Source organism: Enterobacter sp. 6722112 (assembly GCF_058661685.1).
The window spans coordinates 1150920-1175238 of sequence record NZ_JBZWGR010000007.1 but is presented as its reverse complement, the minus strand read 5'-3'; the positions used below and the strand labels follow the sequence as shown (position 1 = coordinate 1175238).

The 24319-nt window shown below is 54.7% G+C and carries 27 protein-coding genes and 5 tRNA genes; 10 read left to right on the top strand and 22 right to left on the bottom strand.

Annotation, left to right across the window (positions count from 1 at the left end; genetic code table 11):
• Positions 1 to 21: 21 nt before the first annotated feature.
• Positions 22 to 1017: a 6-phosphogluconolactonase gene (gene pgl / locus AC4OVU_RS07140; protein ID WP_015571095.1), complete on the bottom strand. Its 996-nt coding sequence runs from the start codon at positions 1015 to 1017 to the stop codon at positions 22 to 24.
• 119 nt (positions 1018 to 1136) lie between these two features.
• Here pgl and AC4OVU_RS07135 point away from each other — a divergent pair, with 119 nt between their 5' ends.
• Positions 1137 to 1955: a pyridoxal phosphatase gene (locus tag AC4OVU_RS07135; protein ID WP_017384949.1), complete on the top strand. Its 819-nt coding sequence runs from the start codon at positions 1137 to 1139 to the stop codon at positions 1953 to 1955.
• On the opposite strand, the gene modC is transcribed toward AC4OVU_RS07135, so the two are convergent.
• The 4 genes from modC to AC4OVU_RS07115 all read right to left on the bottom strand — a co-directional run bounded on the left by modC (position 1956) and on the right by AC4OVU_RS07115 (position 4810).
• Positions 1956 to 3014, bottom strand: a complete 1059-nt coding sequence (modC, locus tag AC4OVU_RS07130) for a molybdenum ABC transporter ATP-binding protein ModC (protein WP_017694124.1) — start codon at positions 3012 to 3014, stop codon at positions 1956 to 1958. It lies immediately after the preceding gene.
• Positions 3014 to 3706, bottom strand: coding sequence for a molybdate ABC transporter permease subunit (gene modB, locus AC4OVU_RS07125; RefSeq protein ID WP_003858545.1), 693 nt, complete (start codon positions 3704 to 3706; stop codon positions 3014 to 3016). Before modB ends, modC begins: the two co-directional genes overlap by 1 nt.
• Complete coding sequence (gene modA, locus AC4OVU_RS07120) at positions 3703 to 4479, bottom strand: molybdate ABC transporter substrate-binding protein (RefSeq protein WP_110292733.1); 777 nt, start codon at positions 4477 to 4479, stop codon at positions 3703 to 3705. The genes modB and modA overlap by 4 nt, the downstream gene beginning before the upstream one ends.
• A 178-nt stretch (positions 4480 to 4657) precedes the next feature.
• Positions 4658 to 4810, bottom strand: coding sequence for an AcrZ family multidrug efflux pump-associated protein (locus AC4OVU_RS07115; protein ID WP_003858549.1), 153 nt, complete (start codon positions 4808 to 4810; stop codon positions 4658 to 4660).
• A gap of 127 nt (positions 4811 to 4937) precedes the next feature.
• On the opposite strand from AC4OVU_RS07115, the gene modE reads away from it, so the two are divergent.
• The 7 genes from modE (at position 4938) to gpmA (ending at position 12746) form a co-directional block, all read left to right on the top strand.
• Complete coding sequence (gene modE, locus AC4OVU_RS07110; protein WP_015571099.1) at positions 4938 to 5726, top strand: molybdenum-dependent transcriptional regulator; 789 nt, start codon at positions 4938 to 4940, stop codon at positions 5724 to 5726.
• Positions 5727 to 5793: 67 nt separating this feature from the next.
• Positions 5794 to 7266 carry a molybdate ABC transporter ATP-binding protein ModF gene (gene modF, locus AC4OVU_RS07105; protein WP_110292734.1) on the top strand — a complete coding sequence of 491 codons (1473 nt, stop codon included), beginning with the start codon at positions 5794 to 5796 and terminating at the stop codon, positions 7264 to 7266.
• 201 nt (positions 7267 to 7467) lie between these two features.
• Positions 7468 to 8484 (top strand): UDP-glucose 4-epimerase GalE, encoded by a 1017-nt coding sequence (gene galE, locus AC4OVU_RS07100; RefSeq protein WP_003858554.1) that lies wholly within the window; start codon positions 7468 to 7470, stop codon positions 8482 to 8484.
• Positions 8485 to 8493: 9 nt separating this feature from the next.
• Entirely contained in the window at positions 8494 to 9540 is a 1047-nt protein-coding gene (galT, locus tag AC4OVU_RS07095) for a galactose-1-phosphate uridylyltransferase (RefSeq protein WP_017384954.1), read from the top strand.
• A gap of 2 nt (positions 9541 to 9542) precedes the next feature.
• Entirely contained in the window at positions 9543 to 10691 is a 1149-nt protein-coding gene (gene galK, locus AC4OVU_RS07090) for a galactokinase (protein WP_023324336.1), read from the top strand.
• Positions 10685 to 11728, top strand: coding sequence for a galactose-1-epimerase (gene galM / locus AC4OVU_RS07085; protein WP_185846838.1), 1044 nt, complete (start codon positions 10685 to 10687; stop codon positions 11726 to 11728). Before galK ends, galM begins: the two co-directional genes overlap by 7 nt.
• Before the next feature lie 265 nt (positions 11729 to 11993).
• On the top strand, positions 11994 to 12746 hold the full coding sequence (gene gpmA / locus AC4OVU_RS07080) for a 2,3-diphosphoglycerate-dependent phosphoglycerate mutase (protein ID WP_006809557.1): 753 nt from the start codon (positions 11994 to 11996) through the stop codon (positions 12744 to 12746).
• 61 nt (positions 12747 to 12807) lie between these two features.
• On the opposite strand, the gene aroG is transcribed toward gpmA, so the two are convergent.
• Positions 12808 to 13860: a 3-deoxy-7-phosphoheptulonate synthase AroG gene (gene aroG, locus AC4OVU_RS07075; protein ID WP_129541537.1), complete on the bottom strand. Its 1053-nt coding sequence runs from the start codon at positions 13858 to 13860 to the stop codon at positions 12808 to 12810.
• A 304-nt stretch (positions 13861 to 14164) separates the two neighbouring features.
• Here aroG and AC4OVU_RS07070 point away from each other — a divergent pair, with 304 nt between their 5' ends.
• Positions 14165 to 14524 (top strand): protein YbgS, encoded by a 360-nt coding sequence (locus AC4OVU_RS07070; protein ID WP_003858566.1) that lies wholly within the window; start codon positions 14165 to 14167, stop codon positions 14522 to 14524.
• 99 nt (positions 14525 to 14623) lie between these two features.
• Entirely contained in the window at positions 14624 to 15562 is a 939-nt protein-coding gene (gene zitB / locus AC4OVU_RS07065) for a CDF family zinc transporter ZitB (RefSeq protein ID WP_110292737.1), read from the top strand.
• On the opposite strand, the gene pnuC is transcribed toward zitB, so the two are convergent.
• The 16 genes from pnuC to cydX form a co-directional block, all read right to left on the bottom strand.
• Complete coding sequence (gene pnuC / locus AC4OVU_RS07060) at positions 15559 to 16278, bottom strand: nicotinamide riboside transporter PnuC (protein ID WP_023296141.1); 720 nt, start codon at positions 16276 to 16278, stop codon at positions 15559 to 15561. The two genes, zitB and pnuC, sit on opposite strands and share 4 nt — an antisense overlap.
• A gap of 22 nt (positions 16279 to 16300) precedes the next feature.
• Positions 16301 to 17344: a quinolinate synthase NadA gene (nadA, locus tag AC4OVU_RS07055; protein ID WP_110292738.1), complete on the bottom strand. Its 1044-nt coding sequence runs from the start codon at positions 17342 to 17344 to the stop codon at positions 16301 to 16303.
• Between the two features lie 230 nt (positions 17345 to 17574).
• A tRNA-Lys gene (locus AC4OVU_RS07050) sits at positions 17575 to 17650 on the bottom strand.
• Positions 17651 to 17681: 31 nt separating this feature from the next.
• Positions 17682 to 17757: transfer RNA gene (locus AC4OVU_RS07045), tRNA-Lys, on the bottom strand.
• Between the two features lie 41 nt (positions 17758 to 17798).
• Positions 17799 to 17874: transfer RNA gene (locus AC4OVU_RS07040), tRNA-Lys, on the bottom strand.
• A 3-nt stretch (positions 17875 to 17877) separates the two neighbouring features.
• A tRNA-Val gene (locus tag AC4OVU_RS07035) sits at positions 17878 to 17953 on the bottom strand.
• Positions 17954 to 17980: 27 nt separating this feature from the next.
• Positions 17981 to 18056: transfer RNA gene (locus AC4OVU_RS07030), tRNA-Lys, on the bottom strand.
• 161 nt (positions 18057 to 18217) lie between these two features.
• The gene (cpoB, locus tag AC4OVU_RS07025) at positions 18218 to 19006 is read right to left on the bottom strand and encodes a cell division protein CpoB (RefSeq protein WP_110293116.1); all 789 of its coding nucleotides are present in this window, start codon (positions 19004 to 19006) and stop codon (positions 18218 to 18220) included.
• A 9-nt stretch (positions 19007 to 19015) separates the two neighbouring features.
• Entirely contained in the window at positions 19016 to 19537 is a 522-nt protein-coding gene (gene pal / locus AC4OVU_RS07020; protein ID WP_003858578.1) for a peptidoglycan-associated lipoprotein Pal, read from the bottom strand.
• A 34-nt stretch (positions 19538 to 19571) separates the two neighbouring features.
• A complete protein-coding gene (gene tolB / locus AC4OVU_RS07015) occupies positions 19572 to 20864 on the bottom strand; it encodes a Tol-Pal system beta propeller repeat protein TolB (protein WP_017384962.1) in 1293 nt (430 codons plus the stop codon).
• A gap of 100 nt (positions 20865 to 20964) precedes the next feature.
• Positions 20965 to 22200 (bottom strand): cell envelope integrity protein TolA, encoded by a 1236-nt coding sequence (tolA, locus tag AC4OVU_RS07010; protein ID WP_110293117.1) that lies wholly within the window; start codon positions 22198 to 22200, stop codon positions 20965 to 20967.
• A 28-nt stretch (positions 22201 to 22228) separates the two neighbouring features.
• A complete protein-coding gene (gene tolR, locus AC4OVU_RS07005) occupies positions 22229 to 22657 on the bottom strand; it encodes a colicin uptake protein TolR (protein WP_003858589.1) in 429 nt (142 codons plus the stop codon).
• 3 nt (positions 22658 to 22660) lie between these two features.
• On the bottom strand, positions 22661 to 23353 hold the full coding sequence (gene tolQ / locus AC4OVU_RS07000; RefSeq protein WP_003858590.1) for a Tol-Pal system protein TolQ: 693 nt from the start codon (positions 23351 to 23353) through the stop codon (positions 22661 to 22663).
• Positions 23350 to 23754, bottom strand: coding sequence for a tol-pal system-associated acyl-CoA thioesterase (gene ybgC / locus AC4OVU_RS06995; protein ID WP_003858593.1), 405 nt, complete (start codon positions 23752 to 23754; stop codon positions 23350 to 23352). Before ybgC ends, tolQ begins: the two co-directional genes overlap by 4 nt.
• Positions 23755 to 23902: 148 nt before the next feature.
• Positions 23903 to 24193 carry a cyd operon protein YbgE gene (gene ybgE, locus AC4OVU_RS06990; RefSeq protein WP_032653000.1) on the bottom strand — a complete coding sequence of 97 codons (291 nt, stop codon included), beginning with the start codon at positions 24191 to 24193 and terminating at the stop codon, positions 23903 to 23905.
• Complete coding sequence (gene cydX, locus AC4OVU_RS06985; RefSeq protein WP_003858598.1) at positions 24193 to 24306, bottom strand: cytochrome bd-I oxidase subunit CydX; 114 nt, start codon at positions 24304 to 24306, stop codon at positions 24193 to 24195. Before cydX ends, ybgE begins: the two co-directional genes overlap by 1 nt.
• Positions 24307 to 24319 lie beyond the last annotated feature (13 nt).

The following is a 24319-nucleotide window of genomic DNA, read 5'->3' as shown; positions in this document are numbered from 1 at the left end:
GAGGTTTTTTTCGTCTACGGATCAATGAGCGTTAATCACAACCCACATCGGCCCTTGTCCGACCGCATAGCGTCCTTTCTCTTCCAGTAGACCCTGCACGCCCTGGATTTCATAGAGCGCAATGTGGTGGGATTTCTGCCCCGCCGCAATCAGGTATTTGCCGCTGTGATCGACATTAAAGCCGCGCGGCTGGGTTTCTGTCGGCTGGAAGCCTTCAACTGCCAGAACGCTGCCGTCTTCAGAGACGCTGAAGATGGTGATCAGACTGGAGGTACGGTCACAGGCATACAGGTGACGGCCATCCGGCGTAATGTGAATGTCTGCCGCCCAGCGTGTGTCGGAGAAATCAGATGGCATCATGTCCAGCGTCTGTACGCACTCGATCTGCCCGTTAGGATCATTCAGTTCCCACACGTCTACCGAGCTGTTCAGCTCGTTAACGACATAGGCATACTGCTGATTCGGGTGGAAGACCATGTGGCGCGGGCCTGCGCCTTCCACGGTGGTGACTTCCGCCGGGCTCTGCGCGACCAGATGGCCGTCATCGCTCAGGGTGAACAGGCAGATGCGGTCCTGCTTAAGCGCTGGCACCCACAGCGTGCGGTTATCCGGCGAAATGTTGGCGGAGTGGCAACCTTCTAGCCCTTCTACCACGTCGACGGTTTCAACGGGAATACCGTCTTCCAGGCGGGTGACGCTCACGCAGCCTGCATTGTAGGAGCCGCTGAAGATAAAGTTGCCTTTATGGTCAGTGGAAATATGGGTCGGGCTGCCCGGCAGCGGGGCTTCTGCGGTATAGGTCAGCGCGCCGTCGTCCGGGGAGATGCGGTATGCCAGCACGCGGAATTCCGGGCGTACGCCGACATAAAGAAAACGTTTATCCGGGCTGACGACCATCGGCTGCACCTGGCCTGGCACATCAACAACCTGAACCAGCGTAAGCGAACCTTCTGTATTCAAACGCCAGACATGGATCTGCTGACTTTCAGGACTGGCGGTATAAACGGTTTGTTTCATGAATACTCCTGATTATTTTTAACGGTGAATGCTGAATTGTAGTCCGGGATTTTGCAGGGTTCCGCTCTCGGTGTACCATCCCGACAGACCTTAAATTCAACATTAACCCGGAAGAAAAAATGACCTCGCGAGTGATTGCCCTGGATTTAGACGGAACACTGCTTACCCCTCAGAAAACCCTGCTCCCCTCTTCTCTTGAGGCCCTCAAACGAGCCCAGGAAGCGGGGTATCAACTTCTCATCGTAACGGGTCGACATCACGTAGCCATTCATCCTTTTTATCAGGCACTGGGCTTAGATACACCTGCAATTTGTTGTAATGGCACCTATTTGTATGATTATCAGGCAAAAAAGGTTTTAGCCTCCGATCCGCTTCCCGTTACGCAGGCGCTGCAATTGATTGATTTACTGGATGAGCATGCCATTCACGGCCTGATGTATGTGGACAACGCCATGGTGTATGAACGCCCTACCGGCCATGTGATCCGCACCAGCAACTGGGCTCTGTCTCTGCCGGAAGCGCAGCGTCCGGTGTTCACTCAGGTTTCCTCCCTGCGCCAGGCGGCGGAAGACGTCGACGCAATCTGGAAATTTGCCCTGACCGATGAAGACACCGCCAAACTGAATACCTTCGCAAAACATGTCGAGCATACGCTGGGTCTGGAATGTGAATGGTCCTGGCACGATCAGGTGGATATCGCCCGCAAAGGCAACAGCAAAGGAAAGCGTCTGACCCAGTTCGTCGAATCGCAGGGCGGATCAATGCAGGACGTAATTGCCTTCGGCGATAACTATAACGACATCAGCATGCTGGAAGCGTCCGGAACGGGCGTGGCGATGGGTAATGCCGATGACGCGGTGAAAGCGCGCGCTGACGTGGTGATTGGCGATAACACCACCGACAGCATCGCGCAGTATATTTATACCCACCTGCTGTAATCAGGCGGTTATAGAAACGCTCTTGATTTGCGCGTAAAGCCACAGGCCAGGCTTGATGCCTAGCTCATCCCTGGCCCACGGGCTGATGCGCGCCCACAGCGTTCTGTTGCCTACTTCCAGCTGCACTTCCACCTGGCCGTTATCATCAAAACACTGCGCCACTTTTGCGCGCAAAATATTGCGGATACTGGTTTGCAGCGGCGGTTGCAGGACCAGGGAGACATCCGACGCCTGAATGCGGATCCGTAACGTGGACTGAATCGGCGTATCGATTTTATTCACCCACAAATGCTGATCGCCCAGCGCCAGCGCGGTCATCGCGTAGTGCGGATGGTGCTCCAGCACGCTCACCTTCAGAATGCTGCTCTGCTGCTCCTTTGGCAGCCATGGATGCATAACGCTGCTGCCCCACACCTCCTCCAGATTGCCGAATGCCTTCACCCTGCCCGCTTCCAGCACCAGCACTTTGTCGGCCAGATGTAAAATCTCATCCAGCGAATGGCTGACGTAGAGCATTGGCACATTGATTTCCCGCGCCAGACGTTGCAGATACGGCAGCAGCTCGCGCTTGCGCGGAATATCCAGCGAGGCCAGCGGCTCATCCAGCAGCAACAGTTCCGGCGCGGTTAACAGGGCGCGGCCAATCGCCACGCGCTGTTTTTCACCACCCGACAGCGACGACGGCAGACGATCCAGCAGCGGTTCGATGCCCAGCAGCGCCACCAGCTTATCGAACTGTCCGGCCATGTTTTTTGCCATGCCGTAACGCAGGTTCCCGCGAACGCTGTAGTGCGGAAACAGGCGCGCATCCTGAAACACATAGCCGATACGGCGTTTGTCCGGTGACAGGCAGACCTTCTTCTCCGCGTCATTCAAGACGCGGTTATTTAGCACAATACGGCCAGACTGGGGACGAGTCAGGCCGCTTATCGCATTAATCAGCGACGTTTTCCCCGCCCCGGACACGCCAAAAATGGCGGTGATACCGCTGGCAGGCAGCGTTTCGTTCAGCGTCAGGGTGTGACTGCCCAGGGTTTGCGTAAAGTTGAGTTCCAGCATCACGATTTCCCCATCCGTTCACGGCTGAGGCGCGCCAGCCACTCAGACACCAGCAGCGAGACCAGAGCGAGCACAATCGAAATAATACACAGCCGGGCCGCCGCACCTTCGCCGCCCGGGGTCTGAATCAGGGTATACATGGCCGACGGGATGGTCCGCGTCTCGCCGGGAATGTTCGACACAAAGGTGATGGTCGCGCCAAACTCACCCAACGAGCGGGCGAAGGCTAACACCGTACCGACAATAATGCCCGGTAACGTGAGCGGAAGCGTAATGGTCAGGAATACCCGCCAGCGGCCTGCGCCCAGCGTGCGGGCGGCCTGTTCTAACCGGATATCTACACCTTCCAGCGCCAGGCGGATAGCGCGCACCATCAGCGGGAAGGACATCACCGCCGCGGCCAGAACCGCGCCGCGCCAGCTGAAAGCAAAGGTCAGGCCGAACCAGTCGTACAGCCATTCGCCGATAAAGCCGCGTCGACCCATGGAGATCAGCAGCAGATATCCGACCACCACAGGCGGTAAGACAAGCGGAAGATGGAGAACACTGTCGAGCAGGGCTTTGCCTGGAAACTTCACGCGAACCAGTAACCAGGCAAAGAACACCCCAAAGGGCAAACTCAGCGCAACCGCCAGGGAAGAGACTTTCAGGCTCAGCAGCACGGCCTGCCATTCAGGTTCGGTCAATATCATTCGTGAGTCGTAAATCCGTAACGTTTAAAGATCGCGGACGCTTCCGGCCGCTTCAGGTAGTCAACGAAGGCCGTCACGCTCGCATTTTTATGTCCATCAACTATCGCAACAGGATATTCCACTTTCTTATGCGAGTCTTCCGGGAAGGTGCCTACCACCTTCACACCTTTACTGGCGACGGCATCGGAGCCGTAAACGATCCCGAGTGGCGCTTCGTTACGCTCCACCAGCGCCAGCGCGCCACGCACATCTTCTGCGGGAGCCAGCTTCGGCGATAAGGTCTCCCACGCGCCCAGTTTTTGTAGCGCTTCTTTCGCATAAATCCCGGCAGGAACATGCTCCGGATCGCCTACCGCCAGACGGCCACCGTTGAGCAGCCGGGTCCAGTCCGTCTGTTTGTTGATGGCGATGTCGTCCTGCTTGCTGTTTGCGGGCGCGACCACCACCAGGCTATTTCCCAGCAGCGTTTCGCGGGTAGCCGTATCAACAGCTTTTTTCTCCACCGCGTAATCCATCCATTTCTGATCGGCAGAGATGAACAGATCCGCGGGCGCCCCCGCTTCAATCTGGCGGGCCAGCGTGGATGAGGAGGCAAACGACGAGACCACCTCGACGTTTTTCTCTTTTTTGTATACCGCAGCAATATCCTGCATCGCGTTAGTCAGCGACGCCGCCGCAAAGACCGTGATTTTTCCTTCATCCGCCAGCGCGTGGCCGGTGAGTGAGAGAGTCAGCGTGGCCCCTGCGAAAAGGCGTACCCATGAACGTGCCATTTGAAGCTCCTGTGCGTATCGTTATATACAAATAAATATAACGACATATCGCAGGCGTTCCTAGCGCTAAATCGTACCCATTAATGCGTAAACTCAAGGAACGTTGTAAAAGATATCGGCGGGAGAGGAATAAACTTGAGAGCAAAACGCCCGGGCTGGCCGGGCGTTTTGGAGGAAATCATTGCTGCTTTTTAGGCTGGTCACGACGATGACCAATGTTCGAAAAGACGTTGAACACTTCACCCAGGCCGTAGATGGCACCGAGGATGATAGCCATCACTACTGGCACCATGATTACCGCGAATACCAGACTTTTCAACAACTCTAACATGGTTTTCTCCAGATCTTGTGAACGGCTTATTCTACCCTGAAAAGTAAGAAAAACATCCCCTTTTGTGCGGTGCGCTTTCCGCCCCCGGGCATTTGGGTCACAATAGCCTTTTTGCCGGGACACTGTTATGCAGGCCGAAATTCTCCTCACCCTACGACTTCAGCAGAAGCTTTTCGCCGATCCGCGACGTATCGCCCTGTTAAAACAAATAGAACAAACTGGCTCGATTAGCCAGGGAGCTAAAAACGCCGGCATCAGCTATAAAAGCGCCTGGGATGCAATTAACGACATGAACACCCTGAGCGAACACACGCTGGTTGAGCGCGCCACCGGCGGGAAAGGCGGCGGCGGCGCCGTGTTGACGCGTTACGGGCAACGTCTGATCCAGCTCTACGATTTACTGGCGCAGATCCAGCAAAAAGCATTTGATGTGCTGAGCGATGACGACAATCTGCCGCTGGACAGCCTGCTGGGCGCCATCTCCCGTTTCTCTTTGCAGACCAGCGCCCGCAACCAGTGGTTTGGTACGGTGACGGGGCGCGATCATTCGCAGGTGCAGGAGCATATCGAGATCCTGCTCGCGGACGGTACGACGCGTCTGAAAGCCGCCATCACCGCGCAAAGTGGTCAACGCCTTGGGCTGAACGAAGGTCAGGAGGTGCTGGTATTACTCAAAGCGCCCTGGATCAGCATCGCACTCAACCCTGAGCAGGCCGCAGAGGCCGACAACCAGCTACGCGGGCGTATCAGCCACATCGAGCGCGGCGCAGAACAGTGTGAAGTGCTGATGACCCTGCCGGATGGACAGTTGCTCTGCGCCACCGTTCCGGTGAACGACGCGACCGAATTAGACGAAGGTGCTGTGGTGACCGCATATTTCAATGCAGACCGGGTAATTATCGCCACATTGTGCTAAGCGCATTGACAACCCCGTTAACACTGAGTATCCCTGACATCTCTTGCTGCAAAAAATGGGATAACACATGTCATCATTGCATATTTCGCAAGGCACGTTTCGTCTTAGCGATACCCGTACCTTATCGCTGCCAGAGTTAACCCTTCGCGCCGGAGAAAGCTGGGCGTTTGTGGGCACGAATGGCAGCGGAAAATCCGCGCTGGCCCGCGCCCTGGCAGGCGAATTAACCCAACTGAAGGGTGAACGTCGGTGCACCTTTACCCGGCTGACGCGCCTTTCCTTCGAACAGCTGCAAAAGCTGGTCAGGGATGAGTGGCAGCGTAACAATACCGATTTGCTCAGCCCCGGCGAAGAAGATACCGGCCGCACGACGGCGGAAATTATCCAGGATGAGATAAAAGATCCTGCCCGCTGCCAGCAGCTGGCGGAACAATTTGGCATTACCGCCCTGCTTAATCGCCGCTTTAAATACCTTTCAACCGGTGAAACGCGCAAAACGCTGCTGTGTCAGGCGCTGATGAGCGAGCCGGAACTCCTGATCCTGGATGAACCGTTTGACGGACTGGATGTGCAATCCCGCGCGCAACTGGCAGCGTTGCTGGCGTCGCTTAACCAGCAGGGATACACGCTTGTGCTGGTTCTTAACCGCTTTGATGAGATCCCGGATTTCGTACATTATGCGGGCGTGCTGGCGGACTGTAGCCTGACCGAAACCGGCGAGAAAGCCGTACTGCTTCGGCAGGCGCTGATTGCGCAGCTGGCGCACAGCGAGAAACTGGACGGTATTGCCCTGCCGGAGCCGGATGCGCCTTCAGCACGCCACGGGCTGGAGCCTGACCAGCCGCGCATTGTGCTGCGCGATGGGGTGGTTGCTTACGACGATCGCCCTATTCTTAATCACCTCAGCTGGACGGTTAATCCTGGTGAGCACTGGCAGATCGTCGGCCCCAACGGGGCGGGTAAATCCACGCTGCTGAGCCTGATCACCGGGGATCACCCGCAGGGATACAGCAACGATCTCACCCTGTTCGGCCGTCGCCGCGGCAGCGGGGAAACCATCTGGGATATCAAAAAGCACATCGGCTATGTCAGCAGCAGCCTGCACCTGGACTACCGGGTGAGCACCACGGTGCGAAACGTGATCCTCTCTGGCTTCTTCGACTCCATTGGTATTTATCAGGCGGTATCCGACAAGCAGCACAAGCTGGCGCAGCAGTGGCTGGATATTCTGGGTATGGATAACCGGGTCGCCGATGCGCCATTCCACAGCCTGTCGTGGGGGCAGCAGCGGCTGGCATTGATCGTCCGCGCGCTGGTCAAGCACCCTACGCTGCTGATTCTTGACGAACCGTTGCAGGGGCTGGATCCGCTCAACCGTCAGCTGATCCGCCGCTTTGTGGATGTCCTGATTAGCGAAGGTGAAACCCAGCTGCTGTTTGTGTCCCACCATGCTGAAGATGCCCCGTCCTGCATCACCCATCGGCTGGAATTTGTCCCTGACGGCGAGCAATACCGCTACCTGCTGAGCAAAATCGATTAACGCGTGGAGGGCGCTGCCCTCCGCTTTTCAGACAACCTGCAACAATACATCTCTATCTCTTTGATCTACAATGCATTCAGTCTGTGAAAAAGCGCGTGTGAAAACCAGTGTAAACGATACCACTATTTTATCCCATGTCACACTTTTCGCGTCTCTGATATGCTATGGTTAATTCATACCATAAGCCTAATGGAGCGAAATATGCGAGTTCTGGTAACAGGTGGTAGCGGTTACATAGGAAGTCATACCTGTGTGCAACTGCTGCAAAGCGGCCACGATGTCGTCATTCTTGATAACCTGTGCAACAGTAAGCGCAGCGTGCTGCCGGTCATTGAACGCCTTTCGGGTAAACAGCCGACTTTCGTGGAAGGCGACATCCGCAATGAAGCGTTGATGACTGAAATCCTTCACGATCACGCGATTGAAACCGTTATCCACTTCGCGGGCCTGAAAGCGGTTGGCGAATCGGTGGCAAAACCGCTTGAGTACTATGACAACAACGTCAACGGTACCCTGCGTCTGATCTCCGCCATGCGTGCGGCCAACGTTAAAAATTTTATCTTCAGCTCCTCCGCGACCGTCTACGGCGATCAGCCAAAAATCCCTTACGTTGAAAGCTTCCCGACCGGTACACCGCAAAGCCCGTATGGCAAAAGCAAGCTGATGGTAGAGCAGATCCTGACCGACCTGCAAAAAGCTCAGCCTGAGTGGAGCATTGCCTTGCTGCGCTACTTCAACCCGGTTGGCGCGCATCCGTCAGGTGATATGGGCGAAGATCCGCAGGGCATTCCTAATAACCTGATGCCGTATATCGCGCAGGTTGCCGTAGGGCGCCGCGATTCCCTGGCGATTTTTGGTAACGATTATCCCACCGAAGATGGCACCGGCGTGCGCGATTACATTCACGTCATGGATCTGGCCGACGGCCACGTGGCGGCGATGCAGCAGCTGGCTGATAAACCGGGCGTGCATATTTACAACCTCGGCGCCGGGATCGGCAGCAGCGTGCTGGACGTGGTGAATGCCTTCAGTAAAGCCTGCGGCAAGCCGGTGAAGTATCACTTCGCTCCCCGCCGGGATGGCGACCTCCCGGCTTACTGGGCCGATGCCACCAAAGCGGATAAAGAGCTTAACTGGCGTGTCACCCGCACGCTTGATGAAATGGCACAGGATACCTGGCACTGGCAGTCGCGCCATCCGCAAGGCTATCCAGATTAAGGATTTGTCATGACGCAATTCAATCCCGTCGATCACCCGCATCGTCGTTTTAACCCGCTCAGCGGGCAATGGATTTTAGTTTCACCGCATCGCGCCAAGCGCCCCTGGCAGGGGGCGCAAGAGACGCCTGCCAAACAGACGCTGCCGCAGCATGATCCGGACTGTTTCCTCTGCCCGGGCAATACGCGCGTGACGGGCGATAAAAACCCGGACTACCAAGGCACCTTCGTGTTTACTAACGACTTTGCCGCGCTGATGACCGATACGCCAGACGCGCCGGAAAGCCATGACCCGCTGATGCGCTGCGAAAGCGCCCGCGGCACCAGCCGCGTGATCTGCTTCTCGCCCGATCACAGCAAAACGCTGCCGGAGCTGAGCGTGGAGGCGCTGAAAGAGGTGGTCAGCACCTGGCAGGCGCAAACCGCAGAGCTGGGGCAGAGCTATCCCTGGGTGCAGGTGTTCGAAAACAAAGGCGCGGCGATGGGCTGCTCCAACCCGCATCCGCACGGTCAGATCTGGGCGAACAGCTTCCTGCCGAATGAAGCCGAGCGTGAGGACCGACTGCAAAAAGCGTATTTCGCCCAGAACGGTTCGCCGATGCTGGTGGATTACACCCAGCGTGAGCTGGCGGATGGCAGCCGTACCGTGGTGGAAACCGAGCACTGGCTTGCAGTGGTCCCTTACTGGGCGGCGTGGCCGTTTGAGACGCTGCTGCTGCCTAAAGCCCATGTTCAGCGCATTACCGAACTCAGCGACGCCCAGCGAGACGACCTTGCGCTGGCGCTGAAAAAACTGACCAGCCGCTACGACAACCTCTTCCAGTGCTCCTTCCCCTACTCCATGGGCTGGCACGGCGCGCCGTTTAACGGCGAAGAGAATCAACACTGGCAGTTACATGCACACTTCTACCCGCCGCTGCTGCGTTCTGCGACGGTACGTAAATTCATGGTGGGCTATGAAATGCTGGCGGAAACCCAGCGCGACCTGACGGCGGAACAGGCGGCAGAACGTCTGCGTGCCGTTAGCGACGTCCATTACCGCGAATCAGGAGTCTAAAAATGAGTCTGAAAGATAAAACACAATCCCTGTTTGCTGAAAAATTTGGCTACCCTGCCACCCACGTTATCCAGGCGCCTGGCCGCGTTAATCTGATCGGCGAGCACACCGACTATAACGACGGTTTTGTCCTGCCGTGTGCCATCGACTACCAGACGGTGATCAGCTGCGCGAAACGCGACGATCGTCATGTGCGAGTGATCGCCGCGGATTACGGCAACGAAATTGACGAATTTTCCCTCGATGCGCCGATCGTGACCCACGACAGCCAGCAGTGGTCGAACTATGTTCGCGGCGTGGTGAAGCACCTGCAAAAGCGTAACAAGAATTTCGGCGGGGCCGATCTGGTGATCAGCGGCAACGTGCCGCAGGGGGCGGGATTAAGCTCTTCCGCATCGCTGGAAGTGGCGGTCGGCACCGTGTTCCAGCAGCTTTATCATCTGCCGCTGGACGGGGCGCAAATCGCCCTCAACGGTCAGGAAGCGGAAAACCAGTTCGTAGGCTGCAACTGCGGCATTATGGATCAGCTGATTTCCGCGCTGGGCAAGAAAGAACATGCTTTGCTGATTGACTGCCGCTCCCTCGGGACCAAAGCGGTTCCACTGCCTAAAGGGGCGGCTGTGGTGATCATCAACAGCAACTTCAAACGCACCCTGGTGGGCAGCGAGTACAACACCCGTCGCGAACAGTGCGAAACCGGCGCGCGCTTCTTCCAGCAGCCAGCCCTACGTGATGTCTCACTTGATGAATTCAACAAGGTTGCCCACGAGCTGGATCCGGTTGTCACGAAGCGCGTGCGCCATATACTGACGGAAAATGCCCGTACCGTAGAAGCCGCCTCCGCGCTGGCGAAAGGTGACCTGAAACGGATGGGCGAGCTGATGGCCGAATCGCATGCCTCCATGCGTGACGATTTCGAAATCACCGTGCCGCAAATCGACACCCTGGTTGAAATTGTGAAAGCCACGATTGGCGACAAAGGCGGCGTGCGTATGACCGGCGGCGGATTTGGCGGGTGCGTCGTCGCCCTGGTGCCGGAAGAGCTGGTCCCTGCCATTCAGGACGCGGTGGCTAAACAGTACGAAGCCAAAACGGGCATCAAAGAAACTTTCTATGTCTGCAAAGCATCACAAGGAGCCGGACAGTGCTAAACGAAACACCAACACTCGCACCGGATGGTCTGCCGTATCGCCTGTTAACCCTGCGCAACAGCGCCGGGATGGTGGTTACGCTGATGGACTGGGGCGCAACGTTACTTTCTGCCCGCGTACCGATGCCTGACGGCAGCGTGCGCGAAACCCTGCTTGGCTGCGCATCGCCGGAGCAGTATATCGAGCAGACCGCTTTTCTGGGCGCATCCATAGGCCGCTACGCTAACCGCATCGCCAGAAGCCAGTTTACGCTGGACGGCGTAACGTATTCCCTGCTTGCCAGCCAGGGCGAAAATCAGCTGCACGGCGGCCCGGAAGGGTTTGATAAACGTCGCTGGAAGATTGTGCAGCAAAATGACGGTGAGGTCTGGTTCTCTCTGGACTCCCTCGATGGAGACCAGGGCTTCCCGGGCAATCTCACCGCAACCGCGCGCTTCACCCTGACCGAAGATAATCGCATCGCCATTGAGTATCGCGCGACCGTCGATAAGTCGTGCCCGGTCAACCTGACTAACCACGCCTATTTCAACCTTGACGGTAATCAGACCGATGTCCGCAGCCACAAACTCCAGATCCTGGCGGACGAGTATCTCCCGGTCGATGAGATGGGTATCCCTTATCAGGCGCTGAAACCTGTAAGCGGAAATAGCTTTGATTTCCGACAGCCGAAAACCATTGCTCAGGATTTCCTGAGTGATGACGATCAGCGCAAGGTGAAAGGCTACGACCACGCGTTCCTGTTGCAGGCAAAAGGCGATCTTTCTCAACCTGCCGCACAGGTCTGGTCTGCTGATGAGAAGTTACAGATGACGGTCTACACCACCGCCCCTGCCCTACAGTTCTACTCCGGTAACTATCTGGAGGGTACTACGGCGCGTGAACATGACGCCTACGGCGCCTGGCAAGGACTGGCGCTGGAAAGCGAGTTCCTGCCGGACACGCCTAACCATCCTGAATGGCCGCAGCCGGACTGCGTGCTACGTCCGGGTGAAGAGTACGTAAGCGTCACCGAGTATCATTTCATTCCGCGCGCTTAATGTCCGGCGGCGCACGGGCCTACAAATGTAGGCCGGAGAAGCGAAGCGCCATCCGGCAAAAAACCCTGGCCCTCACCGCGAGGGCTTTTTTATCTCCGCCTTGCTGAAAATAGCGGCGATCGCAGACAAAATCATAACCCTGGATTCACATGCATCTTACACTCTCGAACTATTTTCGCTATGGTTAGGGTTAAGCGTTGCTGCTGGCACAGTCACGGCAATATAATGAGAATTGTTATCATTCAAAATGCTTGAGGAGTAAGAAATGGCTAATACTAAGCTTGTCCTGGTGCGCCACGGCGAAAGCCAGTGGAACAACGAAAACCGCTTCACCGGTTGGTATGACGTTGATCTGTCCGAGAAAGGCGTGAGCGAAGCAAAAGCGGCAGGTAAACTGCTGAAAGAAGAAGGCTTCACCTTTGACTTTGCTTACACCTCTGTGCTGAAACGTGCCATCCATACCCTGTGGAACGTTCTGGACGAGCTGGATCAGGCCTGGCTGCCGGTTGAGAAATCCTGGAAACTGAACGAGCGTCACTACGGTGCGCTGCAAGGTCTGAACAAAGCGGAAACCGCAGAAAAATACGGTGACGAGCAGGTTAAGCAGTGGCGTCGTGGTTTTGCGGTCACGCCTCCAGAGCTGAGCAAAGATGACGAGCGCTACCCGGGCCACGATCCGCGTTACGCGAAGCTGACTGAGGCTGAACTGCCGCAGACCGAAAGCCTGGCGCTGACCATCGACCGCGTTGTGCCTTACTGGAACGAAACCATTCTGCCACGCCTGAAAAGCGGCGAGCGCGTCATTATCGCTGCTCACGGTAACTCCCTGCGTGCGCTGGTGAAATACCTGGACAACATGGGTGAAGATGAAATCCTCGAGCTGAATATCCCTACCGGCGTGCCGCTGGTGTACGAGTTCGACGAAAACTTCAAGCCAGTTAAACATTACTACCTGGGTAACGCCGACGAAATCGCTGCAAAAGCGGCGGCCGTGGCGAACCAGGGTAAAGCGAAGTAATATTCCCCGGACATAAAAAAAGCGTGGAGCAATCCACGCTTTTTTATTGCCCGGGACAAACTTAGCCGCGACGCGCTTTAACCGCATCCGCCAACTGATGCAGGATCGCATCGGTATCGTCCCAGCCAATGCAGGCATCCGTCACGCTCTTACCGTAGACCAGCGGCTCGTTGCCCTCCAGGTTCTGGTTGCCTTCCACCAGATGGCTCTCAATCATCACCCCAATCACTGCGCGTTCACCGCTGGCGATTTGCTGACACACATCTGCGCCGACTTCCATCTGCTTTTTAAACTGTTTGCTGGAGTTGGCATGGCTGAAATCGATCATCACCTGCGGTGCCAGACCCGCTTTCTCCAGCCCTGCTTTTACCTCCGCTACGTGTTTAGCACTGTAGTTAGGCTCTTTACCGCCGCGCAGTATGATATGGCAATCGCCATTACCGCTGGTATTCACGATAGCGGAGTGGCCCCACTTGGTCACCGACAGGAAGCAGTGCGGCGCGCCAGCCGCATTAATGGCGTCAATAGCGACTTTAATGGTGCCATCAGTGCCATTTTTGAAACCCACCGGGCATGACAGGCCAGACGCCAGCTCACGGTGAACCTGAGATTCCGTCGTACGCGCGCCAATAGCGCCCCAGCTCATCAGGTCAGCCAGATACTGCGGGGTGATCATATCGAGGAATTCTCCGGCAGCAGGCAGCCCGCTGTCGTTGATCTCCAGCAACAGCTTACGCGCAATGCGCAGGCCGTCGTTGATCTGGAAACTGTTGTCCATATGCGGATCGTTGATCAACCCTTTCCAGCCCACGGTGGTACGCGGTTTTTCGAAATAAACGCGCATCACGATTTCCAGTTCGCCTTTCAGCTCTTCACGCAGGGCGAGCAGACGCGACGCATACTCTTTGGCCGCAGCAGGATCGTGAATGGAGCACGGCCCAATGACCACCAGAAGACGATCGTCGCTACCTTTCAGGATCTTGTGGATCGCCTTGCGGGCATGAGACACCGTGTTGGCGGCATTTTCGGTGGCGGGGAATTTTTCAAGGAGCGCTACGGGAGGTAATAACTCATTGATCTCTTTAATGCGTAAATCGTCGTTCTGATAATTCATCTTCTTTCCGGCTCTGCCATATCTTTAGTAATGAAAGCAATCCTTTCAATCTAACTTGTCGGCCACGAAGTGTAAACGGGCTTTTACACTTCGCGCAGATAATTCCTGGAATTCGCCTAAAATACACAACAAAATAGCGAAAAATGAGATCTGGCCTAAGCTTTTTACTTGTAACGACTGTTTTTAAATATTTATACGCGATTCCATCCTGACATAAATCAGGAAACTGGGATCTTTCGCCACTGAACAAGATGCACTGTTGGAGAATGTTATCCAGCGTAACGATAAGAACAGGAGCACCATGATGAAAATGACGAAACTGACTACGCTTTTCCTGACGGCAACCCTTACTCTGGCAAGCGGTAGCGTACTGGCTGCTGACGCAGGCTCATCCGGCAGCAACGGCGACGCGAATGCCGCTGCCGAAGCAGGCCAGGTTGCGCCGGATGCAAAACAGAATATTGCGCCAAACAATGTTGATAACAGTAATATCAACACGGGCAATACCAACACCGGCGGGACGAACACAGGCACGATGAACCATGAGGGTATGACTACCGACGAGGTTCATAAAAACTCAGTGTGTAAAGACGGGAAATGCCCGGACCCGAATGACAAAGTAGGCAGCGATGCCAATACCAAAACGGACGGTACTACCCAGTAACCTTCCGTAAGGTAAAACAGGGAGAGCGAATGCTCTCCTTTTTTATTTAAGCTCTTAAAAACGCTACACTAAAAATAATAATAAATCAGGAACGATACCATGGCGCACTCCCACTCCCATTCCCACTCCACTGGCGATGAAAATGCCAAACGGCTTCTGCTGGCTTTTGGCGTCACTGCCACCTTTATGATAATTGAGGTAACAGGCGGGCTGATATCCGGATCGCTGGCGCTGCTGGCCGATGCCGGGCATATGCTGACCGACGCTGCCGCGCTCCTGTTTGCTCTGCTGGCCGTGCAGTTTGCCCGTCGCCCTCCCAATACCCGCCACACCTTTGGCTGGCTCAGACTGACCACGCTTGCCGCCTTTGTGAATGCGATTGCACTGGTGGTCATTACTATTCTTATCGTCTGGGAAGCATTTCAGCGTTTTCGGCATCCACAACCGGTAGCCGGGACGACAATGATGATTATCGCCATTGCCGGGTTGGTCGCCAATATTCTGGCGTTCTGGATATTGCACCGCGGCAGCAGTGAAAAAAATCTGAACGTACGGGCCGCGGCGCTTCATGTACTGGGCGATCTGCTGGGTTCCGTAGGGGCCATCGTAGCCGCGCTGATCATTATGGGCACGGGCTGGACTCCCATCGACCCGATTCTTTCCGTGCTGGTATCGTGCCTTGTATTACGCAGTGCCTGGCGGCTGTTGAAAGAGAGCGTCAATGAGCTGCTGGAAGGCGCTCCCACGTCGCTGGATATTGGCGAGCTAAAACGCAATCTGTGTCGTTCCATTCCTGAAGTCCGTAACGTTCACCACGTTCACGTCTGGCTGGTGGGTGAGAAACCGCTTATGACGCTGCACGTTCAGGTTATTCCGCCCCACGATCACGATGCGTTGCTTGAACGTATTCGGCACTTCCTTGAGCATCACTACGAAATTGCGCACGCCACCATTCAGATGGAGTATCAGCCATGTAACGGGCCAGACTGTCACCTGAACGAGGCGCAGTCCGGCCACTCACACGCCCATCACCATTAACGGGAAAGCGCGCGCGAGCCACGCTCACGCGCGCTGTTAATCCACATGCGGCTACCGTTCAGGGCAATGACCGTCAGCAGCATGTACTCCAGCGACATGGCATAAACACCCTGGCGGGCAAAAATCACCACGCTAATGACGTTGATGACCACCCACAGCAGCCAGTTCTCAACGTATTTACGGGTCATCAGGATCATTGCGGCAATCGACAACACCATCATGCAGGAATCCCAGAACGGGAAGGCATCCGGCTGAAGCTCAGGCATCGTCACATTTAATCCCAGACCCGACATGACCGAGACCGCCACGCGCGTCAGGAAGGCAAATACCGGATCAATAAAGACGGTCATAAAGCCGATAGCCACCACGCAGGCCGCGAACCAGGCGATGGCTTTTGGCAACGGCAGCCAGCGGATTTGCAGTTCCGCCTCCTGCTGACTGTTTTGCCGAGACCAGGCGTACCAGCCATAGATATTGGCTGCGAAGAAGAACAGCTGTAGAAGCAGGCTGGCGTAGAGCTGGATCTGGAAAAAGATGATCGCAAACAGCGTGACGTTTATCAGCCCGAACGCATAGTTGCTGATCTTCTCAAGGCTGGCCAGCCAGATACAGAGTAAACCGGCCAGCGTACCCACCGCTTCAATCCACGACAGGTCATAGCCGCCCGCACCAATCGGGATATGAACCAGGATGTTCTGTGTGCTAAAAAAATCCATTTTTTCTCCGGGGCGTAATAAGTTAAGTACGTAGTGTAGCCGCAAAATCCAGCATACGGTTAAGTGGAATTAACGCGCCTTCACGCAGAGCGGCATCCACATGGATCTCATGCGCTGCGCCACCGTTTTCCAGCCCCTCCGCAATCGCTTTGAGCCCATTCATCGCCATCCACGGGCAATGCGCGCAGCTTCGGCAGGTCGCCCCTTCTCCGGCGGTCGGCGCTTCGAGCAACGTTTTTTCCGGCACGGCCTCCTGCATCTTGTAGAAGATACCGCGATCGGTCGCCACAATGAGCTGCTTGTGTGACAGGGTTTTCGCAGCATGAATGAGCTGGCTGGTTGACCCGACGGCATCCGCCATGTCGACGATGGACTGCGGGGATTCCGGGTGCACCAGAATCGCGGCGTCCGGGTATAACCCTCTCATGCGCGTCAGGGCCTGGGTCTTAAACTCGTCGTGAACGATACAGGCGCCCTGCCAGCACAGCACATCCGCACCGGTTTGTTTTTGTACATAGTTTCCCAGGTGACGATCGGGCGCCCAGATGATTTTCTCCCCCAGGCTGTCCAGATGCTCAATCAGCTCAACGGCGATACTGGAGGTCACTACCCAGTCTGCCCGGGCTTTCACCGCCGCAGACGTGTTGGCATAGACCACCACGGTACGATCAGGGTGGGCATCACAGAAGGCGGTGAACTCATCAATCGGGCAACCGAGGTCAAGGGAGCATTCGGCATTCAGCGTCGGCATCAGTATGGTTTTTTCCGGGCTGAGAATTTTTGCCGTTTCGCCCATGAAGCGCACACCTGCAACCAGCAGCGTGGAGGCAGGATGTTTTGCACCGAAACGCGCCATTTCCAGGGAGTCTGAGATACAGCCGCCCGTCTCTTCTGCCAGCTGCTGAATTTCCGGGTCGGTGTAGTAATGCGCCACCATCACCGCATCACGCTCTTTAAGCAGGCGCTTAATTTTTTCACGATAGAACTGTTTTTCATCCCGGCTTAGCGGAGCGGGCTTCGGCGGGAAGGGATAGATTGCGGTTTCGGGATCAAACATCACACTCATTATGGCTTCTCGTTTTACTGGCTTAACAATATTGCCTTTGTTTTGCATGAGATAACAAAAATGAGGCAATGGTGTTTTGTATACTAAACAAGATAGCGGATTTGAGGGGGAATGTCATCGGGAATTGATGCCGGTAGCATCTGTCGGGTGGCGGCTTCGCCTTACCCGACCTACAAGGCACTGGCGAACGACAGATAGCAAAAAGGCGCCTTTAGGGCGCCTTTCAACACTGGTGGGTCGTGCAGGATTCGAACCTGCGACCAATTGATTAAAAGTCAACTGCTCTACCAACTGAGCTAACGACCCCTTGCGGGATGTACTTCAAATCTATTCAGGCTGGTGGGTCGTGCAGGATTCGAACCTGCGACCAATTGATTAAAAGTCAACTGCTCTACCAACTGAGCTAACGACCCATTCGGGTGTTGCCTGAATTATCACTCGGAACCAATAAAATTGGTGGGTCGTGCAGGATTCGAACCTGCGACCAATTGATTAAAAGTCAACTGCTCTACCAACTGAGCTAACGACCCGAGTGGTGGGTGATGACGGGCTCGAACCGCCGACCCCCTCCGTGTAAAGGAGATGCTCTACCAACTGAGCTAATCACCCACTCTGTACTGCCAGAACTGCTTTAAGTGGTGGGTCGTGCAGGATTCGAACCTGCGACCAATTGATTAAAAGTCAACTGCTCTACCAACTGAGCTAACGACCCACTTTTGCGCTGCTTTCACGTTGTTTGATATCCCGTGGCAACGGCGGCATATATTACTGATTTAAGAATTCTGCGCAACAAAAATTTCGATGAAGATCACTTAACTGCTTAGGAATCATGCTGCATGACCAGAAATGACGCGATTTCTGGTCATGCGATAATCAACCCATCGAACTTAAACGTTTTTGCGCTTGTTTGGCGCCGTCTGTACCCGGGAATTTTGCAACCACCTGCTGATAAACCGCTTTGGCTTTTGCAGTGTCGCCTTTGTCCTGCATGATCACGCCGACTTTATACATCGCATCAGGCGCTTTCGGTGATTTCGGGTAATTTTTCACCACAGAGGCAAAATAAAACGCCGCATCATCCTTTTTACCCTTGTTGTAATTCAACTGACCCAGCCAGTAGTTCGCATTTGGCTGGTAAGTGGAATCAGGGTACTTCTTAACGAAGTTCTGAAACGCAACGATAGCATCGTCCTGGCGCGATTTATTCTGCACCAGGGCAATGGCCGCGTTATAGTCCGTATTCGCGTCACCGCTCTGTACAGGCGCACCAGACGACGCGGAGGCATCTGCCGCAGGTGCAGGCGTTGCCGCACCGCTTTGATCGCCTGCTGCTGGCTGTGCTGCTGCTCCGCCGCTGTTCAGGCTATCCATCTGCAACAAAATTTGCTTCTGGCGCTCCACAACCTGATTAAGCTGATACTGACTCTCCTGGATCTGACCACGAAGGGAATCAATATCATTCTGGTTATCGGAAAGCTGCTGCTGGAGTTGAGTTAAAAGCTGGCTGTGAGCGTTAGAAATACGCTCGAGTTGAGTGACCCGGTCTTCTACCGAGCCTGAGCCGACACTACTGATTGGTGCCTGAGCAAAAGCGGCCCAGGGGGCCGCTATTCCAACCAGTAACGACAGACTCATCAGATGATGTCTGAAGTTACTGCTCATGCAATTCTCTTAGTAAACGAGTACGGCACGACGGTTTTTGGAGTAAGCCGCTTCGTCGTGACCCAGTACTGCTGGTTTTTCTTTACCGTAAGAAACGATGGAGATCTGGTCAGCAGAAACGCCTTTACCCTGGAGGTACATTTTAACAGCGTTTGCACGACGTTCACCCAGGGAGATGTTGTACTCCGGAGTACCACGTTCGTCCGCATGACCTTCTACGGTGACTTTGTAAGACGGGTTGCTACGCAGGAAGTTTGCGTGCGCATCCAGCATTGCAGCGAAGTCAGAACGGATGTCGTATTTATCCAGATCGAAGTAAACGATGTTGTTCTGCTGTAACTGCTGCATCTGAAGACGCGCTTGCTCTTCAGAAGACATATTGCCATTGCCGTTAGCGTCCATACCGGTGCCGGCACCCATCATGCCTTCGCCGCTCTGGTCATTGCTTGCATTCTTGTTAGAAGAACACGCTGCGATTGCCATAACAGGCAGAGCGATCATCAGCCCCTTCAGCACTTTGTTCAGTTGCATTTCTAAGATTCCTTTAGTAATCAATTAATTATTATTACAGATACGGCGACCAGGCAGGTGATTTTACCTGTCCATCAGTTGCCGGAAGACGCGCTTTGAAACGCCCATCTGTAGAAACCAGATTCAGCACGGATCCCATCCCCTGAGAAGAGCTGTAGATTACCATGGTGCCGTTAGGTGCCAGACTTGGCGTTTCATCCAGGAACGTTGACGACAGTACTTGTACGCCCCCCGTTACCAGATCTTGTTTGGCAATGTGCTGCTGACCACCCGCAGTACTGACCATTACCATCGTTTTACCATCGGCACTGACGTCAGCATCCTGGTTCTGAGAACCTTCCCAGGTAATACGCTGCGCTGCTCCGCCGTTGATATTCACTTTATAAACTTGTGGACGACCTGCCTGGTCAGACGTAAAGGCCAGATTCTGGCTGTCCGGGAACCAGGTTGGCTCAGTGTTGTTGCTACGACCATCCGTGACCTGACGGATCTGACCAGAACCAATATCCATCACGTACAGGTTCAGGCTACCGGTTTTAGACAGGGCAAACGCCAGTTTGGTACCGTCCGGAGAGAACGCAGGCGCACCGTTGTGACGCGGGAATGACGCAACCTGACGCACAGCACCGTTAGAGAGCGTCTGGATAACCAGCGCGGAACGGCCGCTTTCGAAGGTCACGTACGCCAGCTTAGAGCCGTCCGGAGACCATGCCGGAGACATCAGCGGCTGTGGTGAACGGTGTACGGTGAACTGGTTGTAGCCATCGTAATCAGAGACGCGCAGCTCATAAGGGAACTGGCCGCCGTTGGTCTGTACTACGTACGCGATACGAGTACGGAACGCACCTTTAATACCGGTCAGCTTCTCAAACACTTCGTCACTCGCCGTATGGCCTGCGTAACGCAGCCACTGCTTGTTCACCTTATACGTGTTTTGAGCCAGAACGGTACCCGGCGCACCGCCGGTATCCACCAGTTGATAAGCGACGTTATAGCCGCCGTCTGGCGCAGGAGTAACCTGTCCGACAACCACGGCATCAATACCCAGTGCAGACCATGCAGCAGGTTGAACTTCCTGAGCGGTACCCGGCTGCTGCGGCAGACGAGAACGATCTAAGGGGTTAAATTTACCGCTGTTACGCAGGTCAGCTGCAACAATGCCGCCAATATCTTCAGGCGCAGCGCCCGGGCCTGCCCACTGGAACGGAACGACACCGATTGGACGCGCTGAGTCGTTCCAGTCGGTAATGTCGATGCTTACTGTGGCATGCACTGCTGACGTCAACAGTACTAAAAAACCAAAAGCTAATCGTAATGCCTGCTTCATCATATCTCCCTTATCCGAACAATAAGTCCTGGATAATTTAGCAGAAGGTTAACAAACTCAAATACACAAAACTATCAGAACCCGATAACCGCAGCTCTGCTTATGGCTTAAAGTTCAGCGAAGCGTCTTTGAACACTTCATAGACAGCCTGTGACGGAGGTTTTGGCAGTTTTGCCTGATTCACTGCCACAAGTGCAGCCTGGCATAACGCGTCATCGCCTCCTTCAGACTCAACGCTCAGCACGGTACCATCAGTATGCAGTTTAATATGCAGTCTACATGTTTTCCCTGTATACAATGATTTATCGTTAAGCCTGCTGGATATAGCCGCAGCAATCTGGTTCTTGTAGTCGTTAATCTCAGCGCCAGAAGCACCGTTGTTCTTAGTGTTACCGCTTCCCGCCGGGGCTGCATTACTCCCTTTTGCCCCACCGCCAGTTTTCGGCGCATTCTTACCAGAACTCAGGTCGCCAATGATATCGTCAGCGGTGGCTGCTTCAGCGGCAGCTTTTTCAGCAGCGGCCTTCCTGGCAGCGGCTTTTTCAGCGGCAGCTTTCTTGTCGGCTGCGGCTTTTTCGGCAGCAGCTTTTTTAGCTGCGGCAGCTTTCTCGGCAGCCGCTTTTTTATCAGCCGCAGCTTTTTCAGCGGCAGCCGCTTTTTCAGCCGCAGCCTTCTCGGCAGCAGCCGCTTTCTTCGCAGCATCGGCAGCAGCTTTCTTCTCTGCTTCCTGAGCGGCTTTCTTCGCGGCTTCTGCTTCCGCTTTCTTCTGGGCATCAGCAGCGGCTTTCTTCGCAGCTTCTGCTTCCGCTTTTTTCTGAGCATCAGCAGCGGCTTTCTTCGCCGCGTCAGCCGCTAATTTCGCCTGTGCGTCAGCCTGCGCTTTTGCATCAGCCGCGGCTTTGGCTGCCGCCTCTTCCGCCTGCTTCTGCTGTTCCTGCGCCTTCTTCGCAGCGGCTTCAGCCTGCTTCTGCTGATCTGCCTGCTCTTTCGCCGCTTCCTGCGCCTGCAAACGCTCTTTCTCTAGCTGCTTCAGACGTTCCTGCTCAGCGGCCTGCTTTTCACGCAGCTCTTCCGCCTGCTGTTGCGCCTGTTTTTCTCGCTGCTCTTCAGCACGTTTAGAGCTCGCCTGCTGCTGTTGCTGACGATTATAGTTCTGAACGATCGCACCAGGATCCACCATAACGGCGTCGATGGAGGACCCCCCACCGCCGCCTGATGCATCAAGGTGCTCATCGAACGAACTCCAGATCAGCGCTGCAAAAAGAATTACGTGCAGCACTGCGGAGACGATTATCGCTCGCTTAAGCTTGTCGTTCTGTTCGGTTGCCTTTGACACTATCGGTTCCCAAAAACTACGCAGATGATCAAATAGGCTGAGTCATTAAGCCAACTGACTTAACGCCCGCGCTATGTAGCAAGTTCAGCGCTTTGATAATTTCATCATATGGTACGTCTTTCGCACCACCGATTAAGAAGACCGTCTTCGGATTTGACTCCAGGCGTCGTTGCGCTTCAGCAATAACCTGCTCTGGCGGAAGCTGATCCATACGATCTTTCTCTACCACCACGCTGTACTGCCCTACGCCGGAAACCTCAATGATGACCGGAGGATCGTCATTGGTGCTTACCGCCTGTGATTCTGTCGCATCCGGCAGATCAACTTCCACGCTCTGGGTGATGATGGGCGCCGTCGCCATAAAGATCAGCAGCAGCACCAGCAGCACGTCCAGTAACGGAACGATATTGATTTCGGACTTGAGCTCGCGACGACCTCGTCCACGCGATCTGGCCATGGTTTACCCCTTGTTGCTCTCGGTGCTGGTAAACGCCTGACGATGCAGAATCGCGGTGAACTCTTCCATAAAGTTGTCGTAGTTCAGTTCCAGTTTGTTCACGCGCTGGTTCAGACGGTTGTACGCCATTACCGCCGGAATTGCGGCGAACAGACCGATTGCGGTCGCGATCAGTGCTTCTGCGATACCCGGCGCAACCATCTGCAACGTTGCCTGCTTCACCGCCCCAAGGGCGATAAAGGCGTGCATGATCCCCCACACCGTACCAAACAGGCCGATATACGGGCTGATGGAGCCAACGGTTCCGAGGAAAGGAATATGCGTTTCAAGATTTTCCAGTTCGCGGTTCATGGAGATGCGCATCGCACGCGACGCCCCTTCTACCACGGCTTCCGGCGCATGGCTGTTAGCGCGATGTAAGCGAGCGAACTCTTTGAAACCGCTATAGAAAATTTGTTCGGAGCCTGAAAGGTTATCACGGCGTCCCTGGCTTTCCTGGTACAGACGCGAAAGCTCAATACCCGACCAGAACTTATCTTCAAACGCTTCGGCTTCGCGGCCAGCGGCATTGAGGATACGCGTTCTCTGGATGATGATGGCCCAGGATGCGATTGAAAAACCAATCAAAATCAACATGATAAGTTTAACCAGAAGGCTTGCCTTCAGGAACAAATCAAGGATATTCATGTCAGTCACTGCTTAAACTCCGCGACAATAGACTTAGGAAGCGCACGAGGCTTCATTATGGTTGGATCAACACAGACAATCAGGACTTCAGCTGAGTTCAGTACCGTGTTCTCTGCATTGACTATCCGCTGCGTGAAAACCAGTGAAGTTCCGCGCATTGATGTAATTTCTGTTTGGACTTCGAGCATATCGTCGAGTCTGGCAGGCGCAAAATACTCAAGCGTCATCTTGCGTACCACGAAGGCAACTCGCTCAGCCAACAGCACCTGTTGACTAAAGTGATGATGGCGCAGCATCTCTGTGCGTGCCCGTTCATAAAAAGCAACGTAGCTGGCGTGGTAGACCACACCACCGGCATCGGTATCTTCGTAATAGACACGTACCGGCCATCGAAACAGCGTTGTATTCACTTTACATCCTGGTAATACAAGAAAAGTTGGAGCTTTCAAACTTCGCTACTATACGCGCGGGAATGATGGTTTGGAATGGGAGAAAGTAAACGGAGAGTAAATTTTTATGGGCCAGGGTAAGCCCATAACGTTAACGGACATTTCTTATTCAGAAGAAGAAGAAAATCAAACCGGCGAGGAGAACCAGATCGGCAATCATTGGGCAGAAGATGCCCTGCCAGTGTAGCGCTTTCGGACGAAAGCCGACACCGTGAATCACGCCTGCGCACACCGCCCACATAATCAGGAAGCCGTGCCAGATTTCAAGCTCGCTGGTTTTCGCCGCGAAGCGCGACGGGTCCCAGAAGATACAGCCTGCCAGCAGTAATGCCATAATGAGGGAAAGCGCCCTCAAAGGGCGCTTATCCATTACCGCATATAACGTTGCGATAATATTCATTAGTGCTTTTCTTCACCTGCTTTGGTCGCTTCTACATGCTCAAGCGCCAGGGCAGTGATGACACCAAACGCACAGGCAAGAAGCGTCCCTAAAATCCATGCGAAATACCACATATTCAGCTCCTTA

What these genes read in the sequence shown, in the direction of transcription:
- galE (WP_003858554.1), top strand. Translation starts at nt 7,468, where the DNA reads ATGCGAGTTCTGGTAACAGGTGGTAGCGGTTACATAGGAAGTCATACC.
- AC4OVU_RS07070 (WP_003858566.1), top strand. Translation starts at nt 14,165, where the DNA reads ATGAAAATGACGAAACTGACTACGCTTTTCCTGACGGCAACCCTTACT.
- nadA (WP_110292738.1), bottom strand. Translation starts at nt 17,344, where the DNA reads ATGAGTGTGATGTTTGATCCCGAAACCGCAATCTATCCCTTCCCGCCG.
- modC (WP_017694124.1), bottom strand. Translation starts at nt 3,014, where the DNA reads ATGCTGGAACTCAACTTTACGCAAACCCTGGGCAGTCACACCCTGACG.
- pnuC (WP_023296141.1), bottom strand. Translation starts at nt 16,278, where the DNA reads ATGGATTTTTTTAGCACACAGAACATCCTGGTTCATATCCCGATTGGT.
- modB (WP_003858545.1), bottom strand. Translation starts at nt 3,706, where the DNA reads ATGATATTGACCGAACCTGAATGGCAGGCCGTGCTGCTGAGCCTGAAA.
- gpmA (WP_006809557.1), top strand. Translation starts at nt 11,994, where the DNA reads ATGGCTAATACTAAGCTTGTCCTGGTGCGCCACGGCGAAAGCCAGTGG.
- aroG (WP_129541537.1), bottom strand. Translation starts at nt 13,860, where the DNA reads ATGAATTATCAGAACGACGATTTACGCATTAAAGAGATCAATGAGTTA.
- cpoB (WP_110293116.1), bottom strand. Translation starts at nt 19,006, where the DNA reads ATGAGCAGTAACTTCAGACATCATCTGATGAGTCTGTCGTTACTGGTT.
- galK (WP_023324336.1), top strand. Translation starts at nt 9,543, where the DNA reads ATGAGTCTGAAAGATAAAACACAATCCCTGTTTGCTGAAAAATTTGGC.
- cydX (WP_003858598.1), bottom strand. Translation starts at nt 24,306, where the DNA reads ATGTGGTATTTCGCATGGATTTTAGGGACGCTTCTTGCCTGTGCGTTT.
- modF (WP_110292734.1), top strand. Translation starts at nt 5,794, where the DNA reads ATGTCATCATTGCATATTTCGCAAGGCACGTTTCGTCTTAGCGATACC.
- ybgE (WP_032653000.1), bottom strand. Translation starts at nt 24,193, where the DNA reads ATGAATATTATCGCAACGTTATATGCGGTAATGGATAAGCGCCCTTTG.
- modE (WP_015571099.1), top strand. Translation starts at nt 4,938, where the DNA reads ATGCAGGCCGAAATTCTCCTCACCCTACGACTTCAGCAGAAGCTTTTC.
- pgl (WP_015571095.1), bottom strand. Translation starts at nt 1,017, where the DNA reads ATGAAACAAACCGTTTATACCGCCAGTCCTGAAAGTCAGCAGATCCAT.
- tolR (WP_003858589.1), bottom strand. Translation starts at nt 22,657, where the DNA reads ATGGCCAGATCGCGTGGACGAGGTCGTCGCGAGCTCAAGTCCGAAATC.
- modA (WP_110292733.1), bottom strand. Translation starts at nt 4,479, where the DNA reads ATGGCACGTTCATGGGTACGCCTTTTCGCAGGGGCCACGCTGACTCTC.
- AC4OVU_RS07135 (WP_017384949.1), top strand. Translation starts at nt 1,137, where the DNA reads ATGACCTCGCGAGTGATTGCCCTGGATTTAGACGGAACACTGCTTACC.
- tolB (WP_017384962.1), bottom strand. Translation starts at nt 20,864, where the DNA reads ATGAAGCAGGCATTACGATTAGCTTTTGGTTTTTTAGTACTGTTGACG.
- pal (WP_003858578.1), bottom strand. Translation starts at nt 19,537, where the DNA reads ATGCAACTGAACAAAGTGCTGAAGGGGCTGATGATCGCTCTGCCTGTT.
- galT (WP_017384954.1), top strand. Translation starts at nt 8,494, where the DNA reads ATGACGCAATTCAATCCCGTCGATCACCCGCATCGTCGTTTTAACCCG.
- AC4OVU_RS07115 (WP_003858549.1), bottom strand. Translation starts at nt 4,810, where the DNA reads ATGTTAGAGTTGTTGAAAAGTCTGGTATTCGCGGTAATCATGGTGCCA.
- zitB (WP_110292737.1), top strand. Translation starts at nt 14,624, where the DNA reads ATGGCGCACTCCCACTCCCATTCCCACTCCACTGGCGATGAAAATGCC.